Here is a 20,104-nt window from a genome sequence, read left to right as displayed (position 1 = left end):
ACTATATTTAGTGAGAAGATAAAAATTGTAAGTACTTGAAATTGTCAAAGTGTTTTACATGACCTACAATTTTTTTAAGGAGTCGATTGATGCTTACAACACCTGTAGTCAAGGATGAGGACACGGTATTTCCAGGGGAGAATTGGTTTTTCTACTGGAAAACTTCAGCTTCTCTTTGGAAATCTAAAATTGAACAAACGTCTTTAACAGATAAGATTATCGTACCGATAAATTGGAGCTTCCATACGGATACCGGCGATAAGATTGATTTTGCAAAGCAAAAACCTGAGACGGACTTCAAGCGCCTATATGATATTTGTAAAGAGTTGGATAAGGAGATTATCTTTCTCTTACCTGTTTCACCGGTACCATATTTACCAAATGGTGGTATTCCATATCTTCTAGCTAGAACTGCTAGCTGTGATCAGTACGGCCTAAACCGTGCAAGTGCAGACAGTGACGGAACAATTCATAATTTTTATAGCTTCTATGATCCTCGAGTTTATAAAGGCTTTACTCGTTTTTGTTCAGAATTAAACTCATACTTTCAAGAAAGTGGAATTAAAGCACCTTTGTGGGGGGCCAACTGCGGTCACTACTCTCATGGCCACTTTCATTCTTATATCTTTGATCGTTCGGTAGCGTTCCAAAGTGGTTTCAGTCGCTTTGTTGAAATGAAAAAGGGTGAGCTTAAGCTTGAGAAGATTACGGCCGAGCAAGAACATGAGTTTATTATAGAGTATAATGAAACGATTTCTCGCATCTATATCGATATTGTTAAGCATTCGATGGAAAAGAATTGGCAAGGTGTAAAGAACTTCTCTTTCTTAGAAGGCTCGATGAACTCGATTGAGAATCGTATGCTTGATCAAGTGAGTGACACAAAGATCATTGATGATGCCCTTAAGAGTTTAGATAATGGAATTCTTCCATCTTCTATTCTTCTTCCTAATCGCAATAAGAATGGGATTTATTCCGATTTAAAGAAGCAGGTTATTAACTCTTCTCGTTTAGATGAATTCTATAATGATAAGACGATTCTCGCGGATAACGACTATATTTTTAAAACTTCAAATGCAGTTAATATTTTCCACAATGTGAAGGACTTTAAAAGTAAGGAGCTTATTGCTTTTTCTGGTTTTATCGACTTTTGTAAGAATCAATTCAGTTGGAATTATAGCTATAGCGATATTAATGAATTTCATTGGGAAGACTATGTTGAAAGTCCATTTCAGTTCTTCTACTTCAATGGAAAAGAGATTAATGCTGAGCTTCTAGGTAAGGTCCTAAAGCTCTTTATGAGTGGCGGTAAGGTTCTTATCGATATTGCTTACCTTGAAAAGAATTTAAGAAGAAGACTCGAGTCTTTCTACTTGGAAAATGAATTAAGTGTCGAGAAGATCCGTTTCTTAACTGAGATTAATACTGTCACTATGGGTGAGGGGCGACTGCTTATCTTTAACTCAAATGATTTTCAAGAGTGTAGTGACGATGAACTTAATACGTTCTGGAATAAAGTAACGAAGAGTATTGGCTATATTGGTTGTGATATTTCTCAAAGCGGAGAAGTTCGCTATAAGTGGCAAGAAAGGGCCATTGCTTCTTCTGATCTTAAATACGATAAGGTAAAGCGCATTAGCTTTTTTAATCCTTCAAGTTATAAGCAAAAACTTAATATTAAATATCCATCGGAATACGTTTTTCAAAAGATGATCGATCAAAACCATGTTGAGATAAATAATACTCCACATGAGATTGAATTGAGCTTCATGCCTAAGGGAAGTATTTCATTAGATTTTGGGATAATTTCGGAGTAGAGATGGGTGCAAGTGATAAAGTTTTATATGTAAGTTATGTCTATAGTGAAGAGCACAGTCTCTTCTTTATTCGTTCGATCTTCACGGCCAAGTCATCAGTTGACTTTAGTGAGGTCGAGCTGGGTCCAAGAATGGAAATAACTTCTGATGGCCACCTCAGTGGATTCTTTGATGAAGAGGAATTAACAAAATTTGCGTATGATCTTAGTGATCGTCTAAAGCAAGATAGAGTATGCTTAATTTCCCCAGATTGCTTCAATAAAGTTTTAGAAACAACTAAGAAAATTGGTGGTTTACTTGAGTCTTTTGTTGAGCATGGAAATGTCTTAGAAAATCCAGAAAGAACAAAGAAGGGATTCCTATCGAGTTTTATTCGATAGGAATTCTAAAGCTAGCTTGTAAAGGCTTGTGATCTGATCCTTCGATATCTCCACGAACTCTAGCTTCAATTAGTTCTAGGTCACGATACCAAATATAATCAAGTTTATTACCAAGCCATTTCATACGATCATCACGGCCTGTGTAGATTGCTTCCTTAAGGCCTTCTCTCTTTAAAATATCTCTCATCATCTTAATCTTAGACTTTGAGTTCGTATTGAAGTCACCAGCAAAAACAACTGGTCCATTTGTTGTTCTTATATAGTTAACAACTTGAGTGATTTGTTTTTTTAGAGATTTCTTTCTGACAAAATTAATAGCATGAATATTAATAAAGGTAATGCTACGGCCATCTTCAAGCTTGTACTGACTTGCTAGAGATAGCTTTGGTGTGCGGATAAATGGTTCTCTTACCTTACTTCTAAGAGGCGTAATTGCTATTGCAGGATACTTTGAAATATTAGTAACTCCTGTGTTGTACTTTCCCCAGCTGATAAATGAAGTGGCCAAAATAATTTCTTCATCTTCTGGAGTAAAGAGACGCTTCTTCATTTTTCCTTTAAAGCTAAACTCTTGTCCGAGAAGAATATCGCTCTCATTCATAAGTTCTTCAAAGTCTTCGCGCCAGGTTTCATTCTTTCCTTTGTACATATTCCACGCAGTAATCGTGAATTCATTAGGAAAAGGACAATCATCACATGAAAGGTCTTGCTTTACTTGAATGATCTTATCTGAACTTGGAATTTTGTGAATGAGCTTTTCTTGTGCAAAAGATGGTGTTGCTAGTAAAGCAACTGCTAAGCTTATCATAAGCTTTTTCATAACAAATCCTTTTGTTTGAAACTAATTTTTTAATATCTTTAATTATCTATAAGAGAGAACGAATGTGCAAAGAAATGCAGCTGAATTTTTCTTTTTATAAGCTAAACTGTCAAAGCTAATACCTAATCAATTAGCTCGAACTCTGCCTGAAGAGGAGTGTGATCAGATCCTTCTATCTCTCCAAGAACTCTTGCTTCCACGAGATTTAGTCCACGATACCAAATATGGTCTAGCGGCTGACCTAAGAATGTCATGCGATCATCTGCTCCAGTATAACGGGCCTGTTTGAAACCCTCTTTTTTAAATAGCATATTCATGATGAGAGTTTTTGTTGGAGCATTAGTATTAAAATCACCCGCAAAGATAACTGGGCCTTTGATATTTTTTACAGCTTTAAGAAGCGTTGCTATTTGAATTGTAAAAGGTTGAATACCGACGAAATTGAGTGCGTGGATATTAACAAAAGTAACATTTTTTCCATTATCAGCTGGGTATTGAGTCAAAACAGAAAGCTTTGGCGTATTTACAATGGGCTCTCGATCACTGCTTTGAAATGCCTGCTTTGTGACAGCATTTACCGTCGAGCTAGTAAAGACACCGGTTGCTTTTCCATCTGTATTATAAAATGAAGTTGCTAGTACACTTTCTCGCTGGCCGCTTGAAAGTATCTCCTGCATTTCTCCTTGAAGTAGAAACTCTTGACCAAGGATAATTTCACTCTCGCTTGCTAGCTTTAGATAATCTCTTGCCCAAGAAGGCTCTTTTCCTTTGTACATATTCCATACTGTTACGCTAAATCGTGTACCAAGCCTACAATCAGGACAGCGAAGCTCTCCCTTTGTGGAAAGTATTTTGTTTTTAGAGGGAACTTTGTAAATAAGATTGGCCATATTATTTGCGGCCAAGGCAGATCCTTGAAGTAGCAGTAGGGATGTGATTAATAGGCCAAGCTTTCTCATATTTGTTCCTAATGATTCTGACATCAGCAGATTTTGTTGTAATTTAGGTTTAATAGATCAAAGAATAGGCTAAATAGCAAAAATTCTACAGAGGAGCTTGTAATATTTAGTCCCTGACCATATAAATGTCACCTAATATTGGAGAATCATATGCAAAAGCAGCTTTTTTACTCGCTTTCACCTAAGTCTTTGAAATCATTCCTCGTAGAGAATGGCCAGAAGCCTTTTGTGGCAAATCAAATTCTTCAATGGGTCTATGAAAAACACGAGTACACTCCTGAGGGGTGGTCAAATATTTCTAAGAGTCTCAAAGAGCTATTAGAAGAGAACTTCGATTTTACACTTCCTAAAATTGTATGGAATGGCCTTTCAAAAGATGGAACGAGAAAATTTCTTGTTGCCATGAGAGATGGAAAAACTGTTGAAACGGTTATGATTCCTGCTCGCTCAAACCGAAAAACTCTTTGTGTTTCTTCGCAAGTAGGGTGTGCAATCGGCTGTACTTTCTGTCATACCGGAACAATGGGGCTGATGCGCCACCTTGAGGCCGGGGAAATTATTGGCCAATTTCTGGCCGTTACAAAATTTCTAAGAGAAAAAGTTGGGCCAGAAGAACGACTATCAAATGTTGTCTTTATGGGCCAAGGTGAACCTCTTCATAACTTTGAACAAGTTAAGGCAGCAACTGAACTTATGGTTGATGAAAAGGCCTTAGGCCTTTCTCAGAGGCGAGTAACGATTTCAACATCGGGATTAGTTCCAGCAATTAAGAAGCTAGAAGAATTCCCATCTGTTAATATTGCTATTTCTCTGCATGCTGCTCACAATGAGATTCGTACAGAACTTATGCCAATTAATAAGGCCTATGATCTGGACAGGCTTCTAACGGCGATTAAGGAAATTCCACTTAAGGCCCATCGCTATATTACTTATGAATATCTTCTCATTGACCAGTACAATGATCGCGCCGAAGATGTTGAAGCACTTTTAAAACTTCTTCCTAAGAAAGTATCTAAAGTGAATCTGATTCCTTTTAATGAGTACCCTGAATCGAATTTTAAACGCCCAAGTGTTAGCCGTATCAACTGGTTTAAGAATCAACTTGATAATGGTGGAATCACGACAACAATTCGTACGACAAAGGGGAGTGATATCTTAGCGGCCTGTGGCCAGCTTAAGAGTGAGCTAGAAAAAGATCTAAATCTTTGGAAATAAGATTACTTCTTATTTTCGTAATCCCAATACTTAACATTTGTATTTTTAGAAGATGGAAGACGCTTTGACTTCTCCGACTTAGAGTCGTCTTCAACTTGATATGAGTCTTCCCAAGATTCTTGAGTCTTATGGTGGACTACTTTCTTTTTAAATGAAATTGGTTTTTTCGCTTCTTGATAAAATGAAGGAGCTTCATACTTCTCAGCAAAAACAAAGCTAGACTGAATTACTAGAGTAATTATGGCAATTGTTTTAACGCTGAAACCTTTCATATATCCCTCACTTCGCATTTGCGGTTTTATTCCTCTATCTTTTCGGATAGGGACAAATTTACTTTAATCGGCAAGTTTGTAACATGTTAAAAAGTTTACGAAATCCAATATTTTTGGGAAGATAGAAGGGTAGATTTATAAGCTCAGGGAGGATGCTTTGTCGAATACAAAATCAAAAGATCGTGCGGTCATAGGCCTTATGGCAATGGTTGCAGTTTTCTTCGTTGTACTAATATTATTTTCTGCTTATACCGTGACAATTTTCAAAGGAAATAACGATATTGCTTCGTCGAGTAAGAAGTCTAAAGATAAGATTGCCCTAATTGAAGTTGAAGGTGTCATCATGGACGCTAAGAAAACAATTCAACTTCTTCACCGCGCAGAAGCGGATGAAGCAGTTAAGGGAATTATCTTAAGAGTTAACTCACCAGGTGGTGCAGTTGCTCCAACTCAAGAGATTTATCAAGAAATTTTAAGAATTAGAGGGGCGGGAAGTTACGCTGAAGTAACAAAGAATCCAAAGCCAATCTATGCATCATTCTCATCAATCGCTGCAAGTGGTGGTTACTATATTGGTGCGGCAACAGAGAAGATTTGTTCATCTCCAGGAACACTTACAGGTTCAATTGGTGTGATCATGCAATTTGTTGACCTTTCTGAGTTATACAAATTCGCCATGGTTAACCCACAAACAATTAAGGCCGGACGCTATAAAGACATTGGACAACCAAATCGTCCAATGACTAAAGAAGAAGCTGCGCTAATGGAAGAGATGACAAAAGATGTTCACAAGCAATTTATTGATGATGTTGCAGCTGAGCGTAGTGAGAAGATTAAAGGTTCAATTAACGATGTTGCTCAAGGGCAAGTCTTTTCAGGTGCACAAGCAAAGAAGCTTGGACTTGTTGATGAACTTGTTGGGCTTTGGCCATGTGCTCGCGAGCTTCATGCGAAGCTAGAGCTTGAAGGGGACTTAAACCTTTCAGAAATGAAGATTAAGAAGAAGGCGAACTTCTTCTCAATCATTGAAGACTTAGAAGATGTTAAAGGAGCAGTTAAGAATTTTGTAAAAGCTAACAGCTCGACGACTTTAATGTACAAATAATAGAGGCATAATGCATATATACTTAAATTGGCTACAAGATCATATACTAGCAGTTGTAGCATTCGTATTTACACTAATTCTGATCTATCACTACTTCAGTGAGAAAGACACAGGTGTAAAACTTTCTAAACGATATCGTAACTCGATCTTTGAAGCTCAGTCGAAAGTATTCTTAAATGCAACTCAATACCTAATCTCGGGAAATCGCGATCTTGCGATTAAAGAATTCTTAAGTGCCGTTGATATTAACAGAGAAACAATTGATACATACTTTGCTCTAGGTGGACTATTCAGAAGTAATGGTGAAATAGAAAAGGCCATCAGTATCCACCGCTCACTTATAGCTAGAGATAATATTTCAGAATCTCACCGCATTCGTGCTCTTAAAGAGTTAGCTATCGATTTCGATAAGGGTGGTTTTGTTGATAAGGCCATTGAAACTTATAAAGATGTCTTAAAAATCAATCGTGATGAATATGATGTTATTCAATCACTTTGTCGTATCTATGAAGATATTGGTGATTGGGATCAAGCCTATAATTATCGCATCATGCTTTCAAAAGTAGGGCATGAGAATCAGTCTGAGACGATTTCACATATTCTTGTTCAAAAGGCCAAGAAGTTCTTTGAAAATGGTCAGCTTTCTAAGGCCATTGAAGATCTTGAAGACGGTTTTCGTTTTGCACCTTCTGTATCAGCAAAGATTCTAAAACTTAGAATTCTTCTTCACGAAGGTAATGTTGATGAAGCGAAATTCTATCTCGTTGAACTTTTAAAAGAGCAGCCAATGTATGCTTCTTTTGCATTTGAATCACTTGAAGAGGGATTTAAGGGCAGTGAAGAAGAAAAAGAGAAGTATTTTAAGAGATTAAATCTTTTAATTGAATACTTCTTAGAAATGAAAGATGAAGAATTACTTTCTAACGAATCAATCATTCTTACAAAGATTAGACTTTTTAAGCAGCAGCATCAATTGCACAAAGCTTACGAATTACTAAGTGAGTGGGATAAGAACTCTAATGCCACTTCAGAAGCCTTAAAATCTGAGTATATTAAAATATTAATTGAGTTAGGTAAGAAAGAAGAGGCCGTTTCACAAACGAAAGATCTTCTAGAGAATATGCACCAAACTCTTACAAAGCACTATTGTCGTGAATGTGGCTACAACTCTGATGAGATTTTTTGGCGTTGTCCGCAATGTCACGAGTGGGAAACAATACAGTTTAGATGGAAAGTATAATGAGAATATTTCTAGTATTTTTTCTTCTTCTACCGGTCTTTGCTCAACAAAAGGCCCAGTCTCGTAATGCTCAGAAGAAGACGATTTACTACGTGCAGTCTGTTTATTCTCAGCTACACCAAAACCCTTCAAAATTCTCTCGAGTGCTGTCTACCTTTGAATGTGGACAACCTTTCTACGTCTTAAGTTCACCAATCTCTGAGTTCTATCAAGTTGAGTACTCAAATTATAAAGGTTTTATGAGTACGAATGTTCTCTCTCAAAGAAAACCAGATGGTTGTTGGCAAGATATGTATCGTCGCTTCTTTGACCAAATTGAAATTGGTGTGACTGAGATTCACTATTGGGGAAGACTACAGGATCTTCTCATTAAAGGGGAGAGTAAGTAATGAAGTACTTCTTATCACTTCTCCTTATCTTTAATATCTTTAGCTCTTATGCTCAAGAAAACCTTCCGGTTGAGAATGAATTTGTGAATTTTAATAAAATTCAAAAAGTTCTAAAGAAGGACGGACTTGAGAAGGCCGCAAAAGAAAAGGCTAAACAAGCGAAAAAGAAACAAGTTGATGTTGATGCTGTAAAAAAAGCATTCTACAACACGCCGGCCGGGAAAGATTTCTGGCATATCATGACTCAGTATTGGCTTGTTAAGAATGTAGGGATACTAAAATGGGACTTTCATAAGCCTGATTTTGGTGTTCGTGAATATTACGCTAAGTTTTTAAAAGAAGTCGGATACTTTGGTATCAAGTTTGATATTTTATATTTGAACTCACCAAATGTAACTCACTTCGGCTTTCCTCTATCGACTAATCACTACCTATTTGTGATTAGTGTTCCATTTATTAGAGCAATGGACTTATCGAAGTTACAAATCTCACTTCTTTTATTTGAAGACTTATTGAGGTTAGAGGATCAGCAATTTATTAAAAAATTTGATGATGAAACACTTTTAAAATTAATGAATAATAATTTTTATAAGAAACAATTCCCAAAGGAAGAATTTCATAAGGTTTTAACTCGTTTTAGTGATGTGGTTTTTAATACTGGTTTTACTTTCAAGGATCAGTTTAAAACAACTAAGAAAATGGATACTATTTTAAAGAATAATCCAAAGTACTGGAAAAACTATTATCACTTACTAGAGAAGATTGATTCTTTAACGAAAGGGAATTTACTTTATAAGAATTATTCAAAGATTTATCCAGCGCCTGAACTACAGCTTAATTGGATAAACCCAACGACGAATTAGTATGAAGTTATTCGCCAAAGAAAAATCTATTTATCTGGCAAAGTACGCCACATCGACAATAATATACTGGATTATTTACTTTATTCTTGTCTCAATTATTACGTTCTTCCACTTTAGACTAGGGCACAAGCTGATCATTGTAGAGAATTGGCTATACGACTTCTCTTGGCAAGTGCTAGTTACCGCAAGAATTTTAGGATACCTCGTTTCAATCTATTTCTTTTCAGATATGAAGTTTAGAGATATTAAAGGCCAGCTGTCTTTTGATTGGTACAATAGTGTTAATGTCCCAACTTATTTAATTTCGCTGGGTACACTCATTGTATTTATTTTCTTTAGTCGACCTTCTCATATGGAAAACGTGCAATTTAGTTTTTGGCAACTAATCGTTCACAATGTACTTATTTTTGCATTCTTCTTTTTTGAATTCTTGAATTCAAAAATCTTTTTAAAGTCGAGACGTGTAGGGAAGGGATTTCATATTTTAACCGAAGGCTCTCTCTTATATCTTTCTCTTTTTGTTTTATTTCCAAGAAATACGAGTTTAGAAATAGGTCATATGTTTCTATTCTTCTTAGCATATACTCATCTCTATCTATTTAATTACTCAGTACTTAAAGGGATGATTTTTATTTCAGTTGTTTTTGTACCTCTTTTTGCCTTCTTGGGTCACGATCCATTATGGGGTACATATTACTCAATATTTTTTTCAAAGTTAGGAAACCTTTTGGTTCCAGCTATTAGTTTATTAATTGTTACATCCGCATATTCATATATTTTAAAAAAGCAAGGAGAAGTATAGTGGAAGGTCATAATTTAGATATTTTCCAAATCCTCTTAGACTCAAGTATTGTCGTTAAATTAGACTTACTTCTTTTAATCTTAGCATCAGTGCTTTCATGGACGATTATTTTCCAAAAGAGATCACTTTTTAATAAAACAGAAAAGGCCAATCGCGAGTTTAAAAACTTCTTTAGTGGTGTGGCCTCTCTTGAAGAAGCATATCATGATGCTCAAACAATTGAAGATAGTCCGTTAAAGAAATTATTTCTTTCTGGTTACCGTGAACTTAAGAAAACAGAGATTGCACTAGGTGAAGACTATGGACTAATTAAAGAACATTATTCTTCAATTGCTAATCAATCAATGGAGCGTGCCTTATCAAATGAAGCAGTAGAAGTTGATCAGCAAATGAGTAATGGACTAACAACTCTTGCCTCAATTGGTTCGATTACACCATTCGTTGGTTTATTTGGAACAGTTTGGGGGATTATTGATTCATTCTCTGGCCTTGCCAGTGGTGGTGCAACGCTTGAGACTGTTGCTCCTGGGATTGCCGAAGCACTTGTTGCAACTGCCGTAGGTCTAGTGGCCGCTATTCCTGCAACTTGGTATTTTAATAAATTTGGACAAAGAAGAAATAAGCTTAGAGAACAACTTCATATCTTTGGTAATCAATTTATCAATGAAGTTGAAAGATATATTTCTTCAAAATCATAATTTAGGGGTTAGTAATGGGTATGAATTCTGGTGGTAATGGAGACGGACCGGTATCAGAGATTAACGTAACACCACTTGTTGATGTTATGTTAGTTCTACTTGTTATCTTCATGATTACAGCGCCCTTGATGTTAAATGGGATTGAACTGACTTTACCAAAGACTAAGGAAGTTAATGTGATGAGCTTAAGCTCTTCGCAAGTTGTTCTTAGTTTCACTAATTCTGAAGAGTTCTATGTGGGGAAGGATAAAATCCTCCTAAGTGAACTTATCGCTGTTGTTTCAAGTAAGCTAAAAGAAACGAAGTCGCAGACTCTATTTCTAAGAGCTGACTATCAGCTAGAGTACGGTAAAGTTGCAAAATTAATGTCTTATTTAAAATCAAATAATATAAATGATATTGCTCTGGTTACAGAGCTAGAGGATAAGTAGTATCGAAAAGGGTTTTAACAAATACATTTCTATCTCATTAGGAGCGCATGCTGTCCTAATTTTGGGACTGTATCTTCTATCGATCTTTAAGCTTGGGACTCCTTTCGACCCAAAGAGGGCCAACCTCGATAAGGTTCGCGTTATTGGTAAGGCCATCAAAGTTGATGTTGTGGCCATGCCCAAGATGACTTATCAAGAGCTTAAGAAAATGACTCCTCCACCACAAGAGCAAGTTGAGGTGGTAAAGAAGAAGGCCAAGGATACTGGTGGAAGTGACAAGGCCATTCTTGAGAAGGCTACTAAACAGAAGTCTTTAAAGGATATGCTTTCAAAATTTGCTAATCGTGATGTCAAAACAGATACAAAGAGAAAGGCAAAACCTAAGCAAAAACAAAAAATTGCTGAGGACACAACTGACTATAGCAATATTATTGCTGCTGGAAACAAATTAAGTGAAGGCTCTTCTTATACTGGAACTGGCAGTGCCCAGGCCCAAGGGGACTTTGATAATTATGTTATTTCTGTGATGGAAGCTGTTCGCAAGCATTGGAGACTTCCGGCATATCTGGCAAATCTTGAATTGTCGTGTCACGTTCAGGTCTTTATCAATTCGCAGGGAAAATTATTAGAATATAAAATTATAAAATCGAGTGGGAACGCGGAGTATGATAGCAAAGCGGTGGGATCAATTCGCGCTGTTGGATCATTTCCTCGTCCGAAAAAAGAAATTACTAATAGGCTAGTGGCCGGAGAACTCGTTCTTGCCTTTCCTATATAGGAGTTTTTATGAAGTATTTAGTATTACTACTTATATGTTTAAACGTTATTGCTGATGGTGGACTAACTGTTGTCTCTGTAGGGGACGCCGAAGTTGTTAAAGAAAGCCTACTTGTAGAAAAGATTTTTTCTGAGGGAGTCTTTACTCCTAATGAGGTTGAGCAGTCTGAGAATTATATTAATATCGTACGAAACGATTTTAAATTCTATCAGAACTACTTTAATGTTCTACCTCGCCGTATCTCGCAGACTTCTTTTGATAATGTGCGCTTTACGAATTACAAGACGAAGGAAACTAATTTCTTAGTTCGCTTTAAAATTGTAAGAACTGCAAATCAAACATCTCTTTCATATAAGCTTTGGAATATTGCAGCCGAGCAAGAACTTATTTCGAAATCAATTCCATATGATGCTAATAACCGAGAGGCCATTCACGCAGTATCTGATGAAATCTACCGCGCCATTGTTGGTAAGCCTTCTATCTTTAAGGATAAGATCGTTTTTGTTTCTGATTATAAAATGCCTGATGGAAAGAAAGAGCTATTCATCATGGACTTTGATGGTGCTAATCCAAAGAGGCTAACATGGCATAATGGTGTTGTTCTTTCTCCTGCTGTATCACATGACGGCTCAAAGATTGTTTACAGCCTTATTGATGAGTCTATTAAGGGAGCAAAGAAAAACGTAAACCTTATGCTCTATGATGTGGCCACTAAGAAGTCGACTATATTATCGAAAAGAAAGGGCCTAAACTCTGGTGCTATCTTTACTAATAATGGTGATGAAATCATTTTAACTCTTTCACATCAAGGTAATGCCGAATTATATCGCATGAACTTAAAGACTCGTGCAATTACACGCCTAACGAAAAGCTACGCACCTGATGTTGACCCATCACTTAGTGCTGATGGCTCAATCCTAACATTTCTATCTGGACGCCCAGGAAAGCCGATGATCTATACAATGGATCCAAATGGCCTAGAAAAAGATGTTAAGCGTATTAGTTATGTTGGTAAGTACAACGCCACTCCACGTTTTCACCCAAGTGCTTCAGAAATTGTTTTCTCAAGCTGGTTAGATAATCGCTTTGACCTCTTTAAAGTAGGATCAGATGGCCAAAACCTTCATCGTTTAACGAAGGATTTCGGTTCAAATGAGGATCCAGAGTACTCAAAAGATGGACAGTTCATTATTTTTACAAGTTTGAGGGTTCTTTCACAGTCGAGGGCCACTCAAAGTGTCTATATTATGGACACTTGGGGCAAAATCCTAGGGCCACTGACCTCAAATTTCGGAAAGTGTACAAGTGGTAGATGGCTTAAGTCACTATAATCACAGTAAAAGTATATTTTTTTTGAACAACCGAGTATTTTAGTCTTGTAAAAAATTCAGACGCGCTGTATCATGAATTTAGTTTAACGCTTCGCAGAACACACACTAAAAAATACACGGGAGTTTTTACATGACAATCGAAATGAAAAAAGAATCAACAAAAATTGAAAATCTACTGTCTACACTTCTTACGACTTTAGATGAGCAGGTTTTCTTTTCTGAACTATCAAAATTCTTTAAATCAGAAATCGTTTGTGATGAAATTATCGTAAACATTGCACATGAAGACGGAAGCTGTCGCATGGTTGCTAAGAATGCTCGCGCTGTAAAGAACGCACAAAGAATTTCAAAAGGTCTTGGTGCTGTAGGACACGTAATCAAAACTAAGCGTGCTTACTTCTCAAACAACGTACAAAGAGATCCTCTATTTGCTTCAACAAAAACAGAGATTTCTCACTCTGAACTGTGTGTTCCAATGATTATCGACGGTGTAATTATCGGTACTATTTCTTTCAAAGGAAATAGCGAAGAAGTTAACTTTAAGAAAGAAGACATTAATATGGTTATCGATAGCCTAAACTCTATCCAGAAGCCACTTAAGAATATGAAAATGTATCTATCTGCTAAGTTCCTAAATGAGTCACTTAAGCAGAAGATCGAAGAAAAAGAAAATGAACTAAAGAATTCTGTACCTGGTGTAACTCTATCTCGTTCAACAACTCAAGAGAAAGAAATCATCGGTAAGTCAGAAATTATGCAAGAGCTTCTAGTTGCAGTTGATCGTGTAGCTGCATCAGATGTTAACTCTTATATGGCAGGTGAGACTGGTGTTGGTAAAGAAATGATCGCTAGAAGAATCCACTGTCGTTCAGAAAGAAAGAATCACGCTTTCATCGTAGTAGACTGTTCAATGGGTAACGATGAGTACCTAGAGTCAGAAATCTTCGGGAAAGAAGAAGTTGATGCTGTAAGAGGTTTCAGAATTAAGAAAGGTGCTCTAGAAGCAGCTAACGGTGGAACAATCTTCATCAACAATATTGATAAAATGCCAGTTAAAGTACAGGCGAGACTAATGAGCTTCATCAACGACCTTGCTTACTCAAGAGTTGGAACTCATGAAAAACTAAGATCAAACGTAAGAATTATTGCAGCTTCTTCAATCAATATGAAAGAAAGTGTTGCTCAAGGTACTTTTAGAGAAGATCTATTCTACAACCTATCAACAATTGGTTTAAGAATTCCTTCACTAAGAGAAAGAAAGTCAGATATTGAAATTCTAGCTAACCACTTCCTTAACCTAGGAAAGTTACCAGAAGCTCAAAAGTCAATGTCTCCAGGTGTTGTTAAGCTTCTTGAAGATTACAACTGGCCAGGAAACGTAAGAGAACTTCACTCAATCATGGAAAGAGCATATGTTCTATCTCCAGGAATGATTGTTGAAAGAGATCACCTTGCTGATAGCATCAAAGTTGAGCAAGCTGAAATCTCTGAAGAAAAAGAAGAAATCAGAGTATTTAGAGAAATGACGCTAGGTGAAATCGAAAGAGAACACATCTGCCAAACTCTAGATCACTTAGGTGGTAATAAGACTAAGACAGCTAAAGTTCTTGGGATTACAGTTAAGACTCTTTATAACAAGCTGCACAGCTACGGTATGATTGAAGCAAAAGAAGCATAATCAACTCTTAAAGAAGCTTAAAGAAAATTGATAAAGCGTAATTTTGAAGTTATTATGACAGTCTAAAAGGAGAGCCCATGTCAGAAGACAATAGACTACCAAAGAACTTCAGAAGTTCACCAGATTTAGAGAACTTCTACCGCTTTATTTATGAAAATAACTTAAGAAGTGAAGCGAAGAAAATTTTTGAAGCGTTAAAAGTCGCTACAACTCCTGTAAAGAAAAGAGGAAGAAAGAAAAAGTCTTAATCCTTGTATCTATCAACAAATTCATTATAAAATATAAGATGCCCGTTAAATAACGGGCCTTCTTATATATACCAAAGGATCAACATGGAAGTTGTCTCAAACGCTAAATTAGGTCTAAAAGTTTATGATCCATTATATGGATTCATCGACTTAACTCCACTTGAGATGGAGATCATCCACAGCCCATTCTTTCAAAGGCTACGCTGGATTAAACAACTAGGGTTTTCATTCTACGTTTTTCACGGTGCTGAACACTCTCGCTACGGCCACTCAATTGGTGTACTTAATAATGCTCACCATATTCTAAGGTCAGTTGGCCGCGGTGTGGAAGATGGTGAATTATTTCAAAAAGTTCAAAAGACAAAAGAGGCCAAATATCATCAGGCCATTCGCGTCTCAGCTCTTCTTCACGATATTGGAACATTCTGTTTTTCTCACACAACAGAGATGGCCTATATCAAGATAGGGGAGACAACAAATAAGAAAGGTGGAAAGGGATTACAAGACGATCACGAAAACCTTGGCTCTTTCATTATTAAGAATACTGACTACGAAGGTGGACTTACTCGAATTTTAAAAGATCATGGAATTGACCCACAAGAAGTTTCAGACCTTGTTAAAGGTACGCACTCGTCAATTCTGGCCAATCAAATTCTTCACTCAGAAATTGACTGTGACCGCATGGACTATCTTTTAAGAGATGCTCACTATACAGGTCTTAAGTATGGAACTTACGATAGAGAATATCTTCTACACCATTTCACGACAGAGAAAGTTGCAGGTCACGATATTCTAGCAATTAAAGAAAATGCTCTTCACTGTGTTGAAGACTTTTTAAGCGCGCGCTTTGCTTGGTACTCACAAGTTATTCGATCACCACGTGGATCAAAGTATGATGCCATTGCAGATGCTCTTTGTTACCACATGCTGGAGAAAGGTCATATTTATCGCTACAGTGATCTACTTGATATTATCAGCAATGATCCAATGCGCTTTTATGGTTTTAATGACTCGTACTTTATGAATACAATTCACAAGCTACTTGTCGATGGCCAATTCGATAAATATGCAGATATCAAAGATATGGCACGTATCCTTCTTCTACGCCATGGTGCTAAGAATATTGACACAAGCGACTTCTCACAGTCTCTTCTTGAACAAGATAATATTGGCTTTAATGATAAGCTTTTTAAGAAGACAAGTAATAAGGCCAATGACATTGTTAACCTTGTGAAAGAGAAGGGGAGTGACGCTGATTGGGTTATTCCAGATATTCCTAAGAAGAAAATTATCTTTGTTAAGAGTCCAAGAGAGCTTGCTAAGAAGACAACACTTGCTAATCTTCTCTTAGAAAGAGATCCAGTTAAGATTCGTTTAGATGATGGGCAAGTTAAACTATTGGCTGATGTTGAAAATTCAATCATTTCAAAACTTTCAAATACAATGAGCTACACGCCAAATTGCTTCTGCTCTGACGGGGCATATAAATTGCTTAAAGAGCAAGGTGTGATTTAAGTTTTTTGGCCTTTTCGATTAGGGGTAAGTAGATACCTTCTAAACTTGCCCCATCGTATTCGATTCTAGTCAGGTTTCCTGTGAGTAGCTCGAGGTTAGAGTTTACAAAGAGCACTTCTGTATAGCCCTCAAATGTAGGGTAGTCTCTCACAAATGCCTTTTCTTCAATCGAATTTTCAAGATTTAAAAGTAAGCAGATGATATTTGCACTTCCTCTTCTTTGAGGAATACGAGGAATGATAAAGCTTAAATTCTCAATGAGATTATTGAGATACTCATCTCTTTGTTCTTGCCCAAAAGTAACCATGGTCTTATTCGTAATAGAAAAGAAGGTTGCCTCAACTCCCATAAAGCGATGAGACTCATTATCAATTGATAAGAGAGATATCGTTTCGTCACGAGGTGAGAGAATATACTGACAAGTTAGCTTGTCATAGGGAGGCACAAAAATGAACTCTTCAAAGCGGCCTGACGAATTTCGATTTAACCCAATGACCTCAATGAAATTAGACTCGACCTCACCACACAACATACCAACAGTGATTGCACGTATACGACTATTTTGCTCAAGATATTCATTGCAAAGAACTTTGTCTGTAAAGGCCAGGGTGACATAGACTCCGGCCTCATCAATTTTATTTGTTTTAAAACGAGGGCCAATATCGACAGGTGTATCGATGACATAGATGATGTCATAAAATGAAAGATTTCTACTTTCCCTATCTCCATCAACACTACTATCTTGTAAGAGGGAAGATAGTAGGTGAGCATCGATTTGCTTTCCATTAATTTTTTCAAGCACTTTGACCTCTCTTTTACAGATTTGCAGCTGATTCTACGTAGAAAATTTGCTTCCAGCAACAGCTGAAATATTAAGATTTACTTATTTGACGCATGTGGTCGGTCTTTTTATCTACCTTTGCTTAAAATCTGATTTTGTTATAAAATTAGAGAGTGGCAAAGAGGATTTTTGCCCAATTCAAGTTAGGAAGATTTGAATATAGAAATGAAGGACTCATATCAATGATCTCAAGCAGTTACGCGAATCAAGCAAGTAATTTATTTGGAAACCAGAATTTGAATACAAATATGTATTTTACCCTGGAAAATGTCACTGTTGATTACAACGGTATCAAGGCCATCTCCAATATCAATTTGCAAATCAGAAAAGGTGAAATTGTCTTTGTTACAGGAGCTTCTGGAGCAGGGAAGACAACGCTTTTAAATGTTCTCGCTGGTAATGTTTCACCTACTGGTGGAACGATCAAAATTGAAGATCGCATTTTTACAACACAAGTTTTTCAAGACCTAAGGCTTATTGAAAATATGAGTCTTATTGATAATTTACAATTTGCATTTGATCCAAGTGTTTACCGCTCTCGTAAAGAATTTGAGAGCGATCTAAGCGAACTAATTAAAATTCTAGGAATTAAAAATCGCGTAAATCTTAAGGCCAAGGATGCTAATGGGGGACTAAGACAAAAGGTTGCCATCATTCGCGCCCTGCTTGCTAAGCCAGATGTATTTATTGCTGATGAGCCATCAAGCTCTCTAGATTTTGATAATACAAAAAGACTTTTTGATTTATTAAATATCTATAATGCGAAAAGAGGAACAACAATTATTTGGGCCTCTCACAATCGCGAATTAGTACAACGTTTCACGGGACGTATTATCCACTTAGATAACTCTCGTCTAATCCACTCGGGGCATGCATGTTTTATTTAAAAGAATTAGCTCGTTTCACAAAAAATAATCTTTTTGGGCAAGCGCTTTTCTCTCTTTTAACAATCTCTCTTGTTATTTCTGTTTCTAATTATGACAGTTTTAAGAAGAAGATTTCAAATGCTCTTCCTGCCATTCAAAATGAGTACTACTTTAATGCTCTTGTTGATGGGGACTTAAATACAAATAGTATTTCAAGAAAGATTAAGGGATTACCTGGTGTAAAGGGTGTTGAGGCCATTAGTGCGACAAAGAGCATGGCCGTGACAAACGAGCTTAAAGATGTTCTTGAACTTGGTAAAGATGAAATCACATCAATTATTTCAATGAAGGGACTAAAAATCATCTTAGATGAAAAAGTTTCGGAGAGTTCGACAAATCTTATTAGAGAGTACTTAGTACGTCTTACTGGTAAGGATAATGTTGTTCTTGGAAGCATTAGAAAGAAGATTTCAAATACTCAATCGTGGAAAAATGTGATGACAGAACTAAAGAGGAGACCACTTCAGGTTCTTATCACAGTTCTTTCTCTGTTTTGGGTTGTTGCATTTATGACAATTAGACGCAACCTAAAGCAAGTTTCTTACCTTATTGAAAAGTTTCAAAGAAAGAAGAATGTTGCTTTCAAAATGTATACAGTAAATATCGTTGCTTCAACTCTTGTTGGTTGCGCTCTCTCATTTGCATTCTTCTCACCAAATGAAGTATTTGCATTAATTGTAAGTGGAGCATTATTAACAACTTCAGCGTGGTACACGATCGGGAAACTTGAATGGCAAAAAGCTTAGTTCTTTTCACAGTACTTTTAATCTCTTCTGTTTCAATGAGGACACAGGCCGCTCCAAGTCTTAAGGCGATTAAGGGGAAGGTTACAGACTCACGTACTAAGATTGATAATTATAAGAAATCAATCCAGTCTATTGAAACAAAGCTTCAAACTAAGAATGAAGACTACCTTCAGGCCATGAAATCTAGGCAAGACCTTGATTACCAAATATTTGAACTAGAAAAAAATCTTAACCAATCACTTTTTGATCTAGAAGCAGATAAGGTGAGAGTAAAGAAGACAATTCGCCATGTTGCTCTAAGCTATATGGAAAACTCAACTCATGAAGATCTTATCAAAAGTCAGCTTCTCTTAAGATCACTTAAGAATGAGAAGAAAGAAATTCAATCAAAGATCGATTACTGTACAAATTTAAAGAAAAAGACTTTTGAGCTTAGAACTCGTTTAACTGAAACAGTTAAAATTGAAAGAGAACTTTATACTCTACTACAAGAACTTGAGACTCGTAAGAGCTCAACTGTTCAAGAGTTTTTAACTGAAAAAGAAAATCACGAAAAACTAAAATCAGAATATAGTAAGCTAAGAAAATCTCAGCGCTTAGCGAAGCAGAAGGCCCAGGCCAAACTAAAAGCAAGAAAAGCAAAGAGTAAGAACTCTTCTTCTTCAAAGCTTGTGGCAAACTTCGCTGTTCCAGTTAAGAAGTATATCTCTACTGAAAATGGTAAGAAGGGGATAACTTATACTGTTAAGAGTGGACAAGAGATCTTTGCTACAAAGGCCGGAAAGGTCGAATACGTAGGCTCTTTAGCAAACGTTGGTAATGTTATTATGGTTGATCATGGAAATGATATCCGTAGTATTTATCTTGGAGATTTTGCTTCAAGTGTAAAGAAGGGACAGGCCGTCGATCTTGGATCTTCTGTTGCTAAAACGAGGTTCTCAATTAAGAAGGGGAATCTAAGTAAGGTTTACTTTGAAATTAGAAAGAAAAATACAGCACAAAATACAGCTCAATTAATTAATACTAAAATTAATATTTAAAATTAGGAAT

Annotated in this window: 22 protein-coding genes; 18 read left to right on the top strand and 4 right to left on the bottom strand. The window is 36.5% G+C overall.

Features of this window, described 5'->3' with window-relative positions; translation table 11 throughout:
- Positions 1 to 89: 89 nt before the first annotated feature.
- Together ABMA78_RS03915 and ABMA78_RS03910 are read left to right on the top strand one after the other, a co-directional pair.
- A complete protein-coding gene (locus ABMA78_RS03915) occupies positions 90 to 1,817 on the top strand; it encodes a hypothetical protein (protein ID WP_392857247.1) in 1,728 nt (575 codons plus the stop codon).
- Positions 1,818 to 1,819: 2 nt separating this feature from the next.
- Positions 1,820 to 2,197, top strand: a complete 378-nt coding sequence (locus ABMA78_RS03910; protein WP_392857245.1) for a hypothetical protein — start codon at positions 1,820 to 1,822, stop codon at positions 2,195 to 2,197.
- Here ABMA78_RS03910 and ABMA78_RS03905 read toward each other — a convergent pair.
- The gene (locus ABMA78_RS03905) at positions 2,187 to 3,017 is read right to left on the bottom strand and encodes an endonuclease/exonuclease/phosphatase family protein (RefSeq protein WP_392857243.1); all 831 of its coding nucleotides are present in this window, start codon (positions 3,015 to 3,017) and stop codon (positions 2,187 to 2,189) included. The genes ABMA78_RS03910 and ABMA78_RS03905 overlap by 11 nt on opposite strands.
- 122 nt (positions 3,018 to 3,139) lie before the next feature.
- A complete protein-coding gene (locus tag ABMA78_RS03900; RefSeq protein WP_392857242.1) occupies positions 3,140 to 4,000 on the bottom strand; it encodes an endonuclease/exonuclease/phosphatase family protein in 861 nt (286 codons plus the stop codon).
- A 126-nt stretch (positions 4,001 to 4,126) separates the two neighbouring features.
- Between ABMA78_RS03900 and rlmN the strand changes: the two genes are divergently transcribed.
- The gene (gene rlmN / locus ABMA78_RS03895) at positions 4,127 to 5,191 is read left to right on the top strand and encodes a 23S rRNA (adenine(2503)-C(2))-methyltransferase RlmN (protein ID WP_392857239.1); all 1,065 of its coding nucleotides are present in this window, start codon (positions 4,127 to 4,129) and stop codon (positions 5,189 to 5,191) included.
- Positions 5,192 to 5,193: 2 nt separating this feature from the next.
- Here rlmN and ABMA78_RS03890 read toward each other — a convergent pair whose 3' ends face one another.
- Positions 5,194 to 5,463 carry a hypothetical protein gene (locus tag ABMA78_RS03890; protein WP_392857236.1) on the bottom strand — a complete coding sequence of 90 codons (270 nt, stop codon included), beginning with the start codon at positions 5,461 to 5,463 and terminating at the stop codon, positions 5,194 to 5,196.
- A gap of 157 nt (positions 5,464 to 5,620) precedes the next feature.
- On the opposite strand from ABMA78_RS03890, the gene sppA reads away from it, so the two are divergent.
- From sppA to ABMA78_RS03830, 12 genes are all read left to right on the top strand, one after another.
- On the top strand, positions 5,621 to 6,568 hold the full coding sequence (sppA, locus tag ABMA78_RS03885; RefSeq protein ID WP_392857234.1) for a signal peptide peptidase SppA: 948 nt from the start codon (positions 5,621 to 5,623) through the stop codon (positions 6,566 to 6,568).
- 10 nt (positions 6,569 to 6,578) lie between these two features.
- Positions 6,579 to 7,808, top strand: a complete 1,230-nt coding sequence (locus ABMA78_RS03880) for a hypothetical protein (RefSeq protein ID WP_392857231.1) — start codon at positions 6,579 to 6,581, stop codon at positions 7,806 to 7,808.
- Positions 7,808 to 8,197: an SH3 domain-containing protein gene (locus ABMA78_RS03875; RefSeq protein ID WP_392857229.1), complete on the top strand. Its 390-nt coding sequence runs from the start codon at positions 7,808 to 7,810 to the stop codon at positions 8,195 to 8,197. The genes ABMA78_RS03880 and ABMA78_RS03875 overlap by 1 nt, the downstream gene beginning before the upstream one ends.
- Positions 8,197 to 9,060 carry a hypothetical protein gene (locus tag ABMA78_RS03870; protein WP_392857227.1) on the top strand — a complete coding sequence of 288 codons (864 nt, stop codon included), beginning with the start codon at positions 8,197 to 8,199 and terminating at the stop codon, positions 9,058 to 9,060. The genes ABMA78_RS03875 and ABMA78_RS03870 overlap by 1 nt, the downstream gene beginning before the upstream one ends.
- Position 9,061: 1 nt before the next feature.
- Positions 9,062 to 9,862, top strand: coding sequence for a hypothetical protein (locus ABMA78_RS03865; protein WP_392857225.1), 801 nt, complete (start codon positions 9,062 to 9,064; stop codon positions 9,860 to 9,862).
- Entirely contained in the window at positions 9,862 to 10,560 is a 699-nt protein-coding gene (locus ABMA78_RS03860) for a MotA/TolQ/ExbB proton channel family protein (protein ID WP_392857223.1), read from the top strand. Before ABMA78_RS03865 ends, ABMA78_RS03860 begins: the two co-directional genes overlap by 1 nt.
- A gap of 14 nt (positions 10,561 to 10,574) precedes the next feature.
- Positions 10,575 to 10,991, top strand: coding sequence for a biopolymer transporter ExbD (locus ABMA78_RS03855; RefSeq protein WP_392857222.1), 417 nt, complete (start codon positions 10,575 to 10,577; stop codon positions 10,989 to 10,991).
- A 61-nt stretch (positions 10,992 to 11,052) separates the two neighbouring features.
- Complete coding sequence (locus ABMA78_RS03850) at positions 11,053 to 11,769, top strand: TonB family protein (protein ID WP_392857220.1); 717 nt, start codon at positions 11,053 to 11,055, stop codon at positions 11,767 to 11,769.
- Between the two features lie 8 nt (positions 11,770 to 11,777).
- Entirely contained in the window at positions 11,778 to 13,100 is a 1,323-nt protein-coding gene (locus ABMA78_RS03845; RefSeq protein ID WP_392857218.1) for a TolB family protein, read from the top strand.
- 130 nt (positions 13,101 to 13,230) lie between these two features.
- Positions 13,231 to 14,778, top strand: coding sequence for a sigma 54-interacting transcriptional regulator (locus tag ABMA78_RS03840; RefSeq protein ID WP_392857216.1), 1,548 nt, complete (start codon positions 13,231 to 13,233; stop codon positions 14,776 to 14,778).
- A 77-nt stretch (positions 14,779 to 14,855) separates the two neighbouring features.
- On the top strand, positions 14,856 to 15,026 hold the full coding sequence (locus tag ABMA78_RS03835) for a hypothetical protein (protein ID WP_021266323.1): 171 nt from the start codon (positions 14,856 to 14,858) through the stop codon (positions 15,024 to 15,026).
- An 84-nt stretch (positions 15,027 to 15,110) separates the two neighbouring features.
- Positions 15,111 to 16,541, top strand: a complete 1,431-nt coding sequence (locus ABMA78_RS03830) for an HD domain-containing protein (protein WP_392857214.1) — start codon at positions 15,111 to 15,113, stop codon at positions 16,539 to 16,541.
- Here ABMA78_RS03830 and ABMA78_RS03825 read toward each other — a convergent pair.
- Positions 16,519 to 17,343, bottom strand: a complete 825-nt coding sequence (locus ABMA78_RS03825; RefSeq protein ID WP_392857212.1) for a hypothetical protein — start codon at positions 17,341 to 17,343, stop codon at positions 16,519 to 16,521. The genes ABMA78_RS03830 and ABMA78_RS03825 overlap by 23 nt on opposite strands.
- 152 nt (positions 17,344 to 17,495) lie before the next feature.
- Between ABMA78_RS03825 and ABMA78_RS03820 the strand changes: the two genes are divergently transcribed.
- The 3 genes from ABMA78_RS03820 to ABMA78_RS03810 are packed head-to-tail and all read left to right on the top strand — an operon-like array spanning position 17,496 to position 20,094.
- Entirely contained in the window at positions 17,496 to 18,269 is a 774-nt protein-coding gene (locus ABMA78_RS03820) for a cell division ATP-binding protein FtsE (protein WP_392857211.1), read from the top strand.
- On the top strand, positions 18,257 to 19,054 hold the full coding sequence (locus ABMA78_RS03815; protein ID WP_392857210.1) for a hypothetical protein: 798 nt from the start codon (positions 18,257 to 18,259) through the stop codon (positions 19,052 to 19,054). The genes ABMA78_RS03820 and ABMA78_RS03815 overlap by 13 nt, the downstream gene beginning before the upstream one ends.
- The gene (locus ABMA78_RS03810) at positions 19,039 to 20,094 is read left to right on the top strand and encodes a murein hydrolase activator EnvC family protein (protein WP_392857208.1); all 1,056 of its coding nucleotides are present in this window, start codon (positions 19,039 to 19,041) and stop codon (positions 20,092 to 20,094) included. Before ABMA78_RS03815 ends, ABMA78_RS03810 begins: the two co-directional genes overlap by 16 nt.
- Positions 20,095 to 20,104 lie beyond the last annotated feature (10 nt).

This window comes from Halobacteriovorax sp. RZ-2, from assembly GCF_043196685.1.
In the GTDB taxonomy this organism is placed as follows: domain Bacteria; phylum Bdellovibrionota; class Bacteriovoracia; order Bacteriovoracales; family Bacteriovoracaceae; genus Halobacteriovorax_A.
Note: the sequence above shows the minus strand (reverse complement) of the source record. Positions and strands in the feature narration are given on the sequence as shown.

Bases quoted from the DNA above. Each gene is read 5' to 3' on its own strand.
- ABMA78_RS03915 (WP_392857247.1), top strand. From the start codon at position 90: ATGCTTACAACACCTGTAGTCAAGGATGAGGACACGGTATTTCCAGGG.
- ABMA78_RS03910 (WP_392857245.1), top strand. From the start codon at position 1,820: ATGGGTGCAAGTGATAAAGTTTTATATGTAAGTTATGTCTATAGTGAA.
- ABMA78_RS03905 (WP_392857243.1), bottom strand. From the start codon at position 3,017: ATGAAAAAGCTTATGATAAGCTTAGCAGTTGCTTTACTAGCAACACCA.
- ABMA78_RS03900 (WP_392857242.1), bottom strand. From the start codon at position 4,000: ATGTCAGAATCATTAGGAACAAATATGAGAAAGCTTGGCCTATTAATC.
- rlmN (WP_392857239.1), top strand. From the start codon at position 4,127: ATGCAAAAGCAGCTTTTTTACTCGCTTTCACCTAAGTCTTTGAAATCA.
- ABMA78_RS03890 (WP_392857236.1), bottom strand. From the start codon at position 5,463: ATGAAAGGTTTCAGCGTTAAAACAATTGCCATAATTACTCTAGTAATT.
- ABMA78_RS03880 (WP_392857231.1), top strand. From the start codon at position 6,579: ATGCATATATACTTAAATTGGCTACAAGATCATATACTAGCAGTTGTA.
- ABMA78_RS03875 (WP_392857229.1), top strand. From the start codon at position 7,808: ATGAGAATATTTCTAGTATTTTTTCTTCTTCTACCGGTCTTTGCTCAA.
- ABMA78_RS03870 (WP_392857227.1), top strand. From the start codon at position 8,197: ATGAAGTACTTCTTATCACTTCTCCTTATCTTTAATATCTTTAGCTCT.
- ABMA78_RS03865 (WP_392857225.1), top strand. From the start codon at position 9,062: ATGAAGTTATTCGCCAAAGAAAAATCTATTTATCTGGCAAAGTACGCC.
- ABMA78_RS03855 (WP_392857222.1), top strand. From the start codon at position 10,575: ATGGGTATGAATTCTGGTGGTAATGGAGACGGACCGGTATCAGAGATT.
- ABMA78_RS03845 (WP_392857218.1), top strand. From the start codon at position 11,778: ATGAAGTATTTAGTATTACTACTTATATGTTTAAACGTTATTGCTGAT.
- ABMA78_RS03840 (WP_392857216.1), top strand. From the start codon at position 13,231: ATGACAATCGAAATGAAAAAAGAATCAACAAAAATTGAAAATCTACTG.
- ABMA78_RS03835 (WP_021266323.1), top strand. From the start codon at position 14,856: ATGTCAGAAGACAATAGACTACCAAAGAACTTCAGAAGTTCACCAGAT.
- ABMA78_RS03830 (WP_392857214.1), top strand. From the start codon at position 15,111: ATGGAAGTTGTCTCAAACGCTAAATTAGGTCTAAAAGTTTATGATCCA.
- ABMA78_RS03815 (WP_392857210.1), top strand. From the start codon at position 18,257: ATGTTTTATTTAAAAGAATTAGCTCGTTTCACAAAAAATAATCTTTTT.
- ABMA78_RS03810 (WP_392857208.1), top strand. From the start codon at position 19,039: ATGGCAAAAAGCTTAGTTCTTTTCACAGTACTTTTAATCTCTTCTGTT.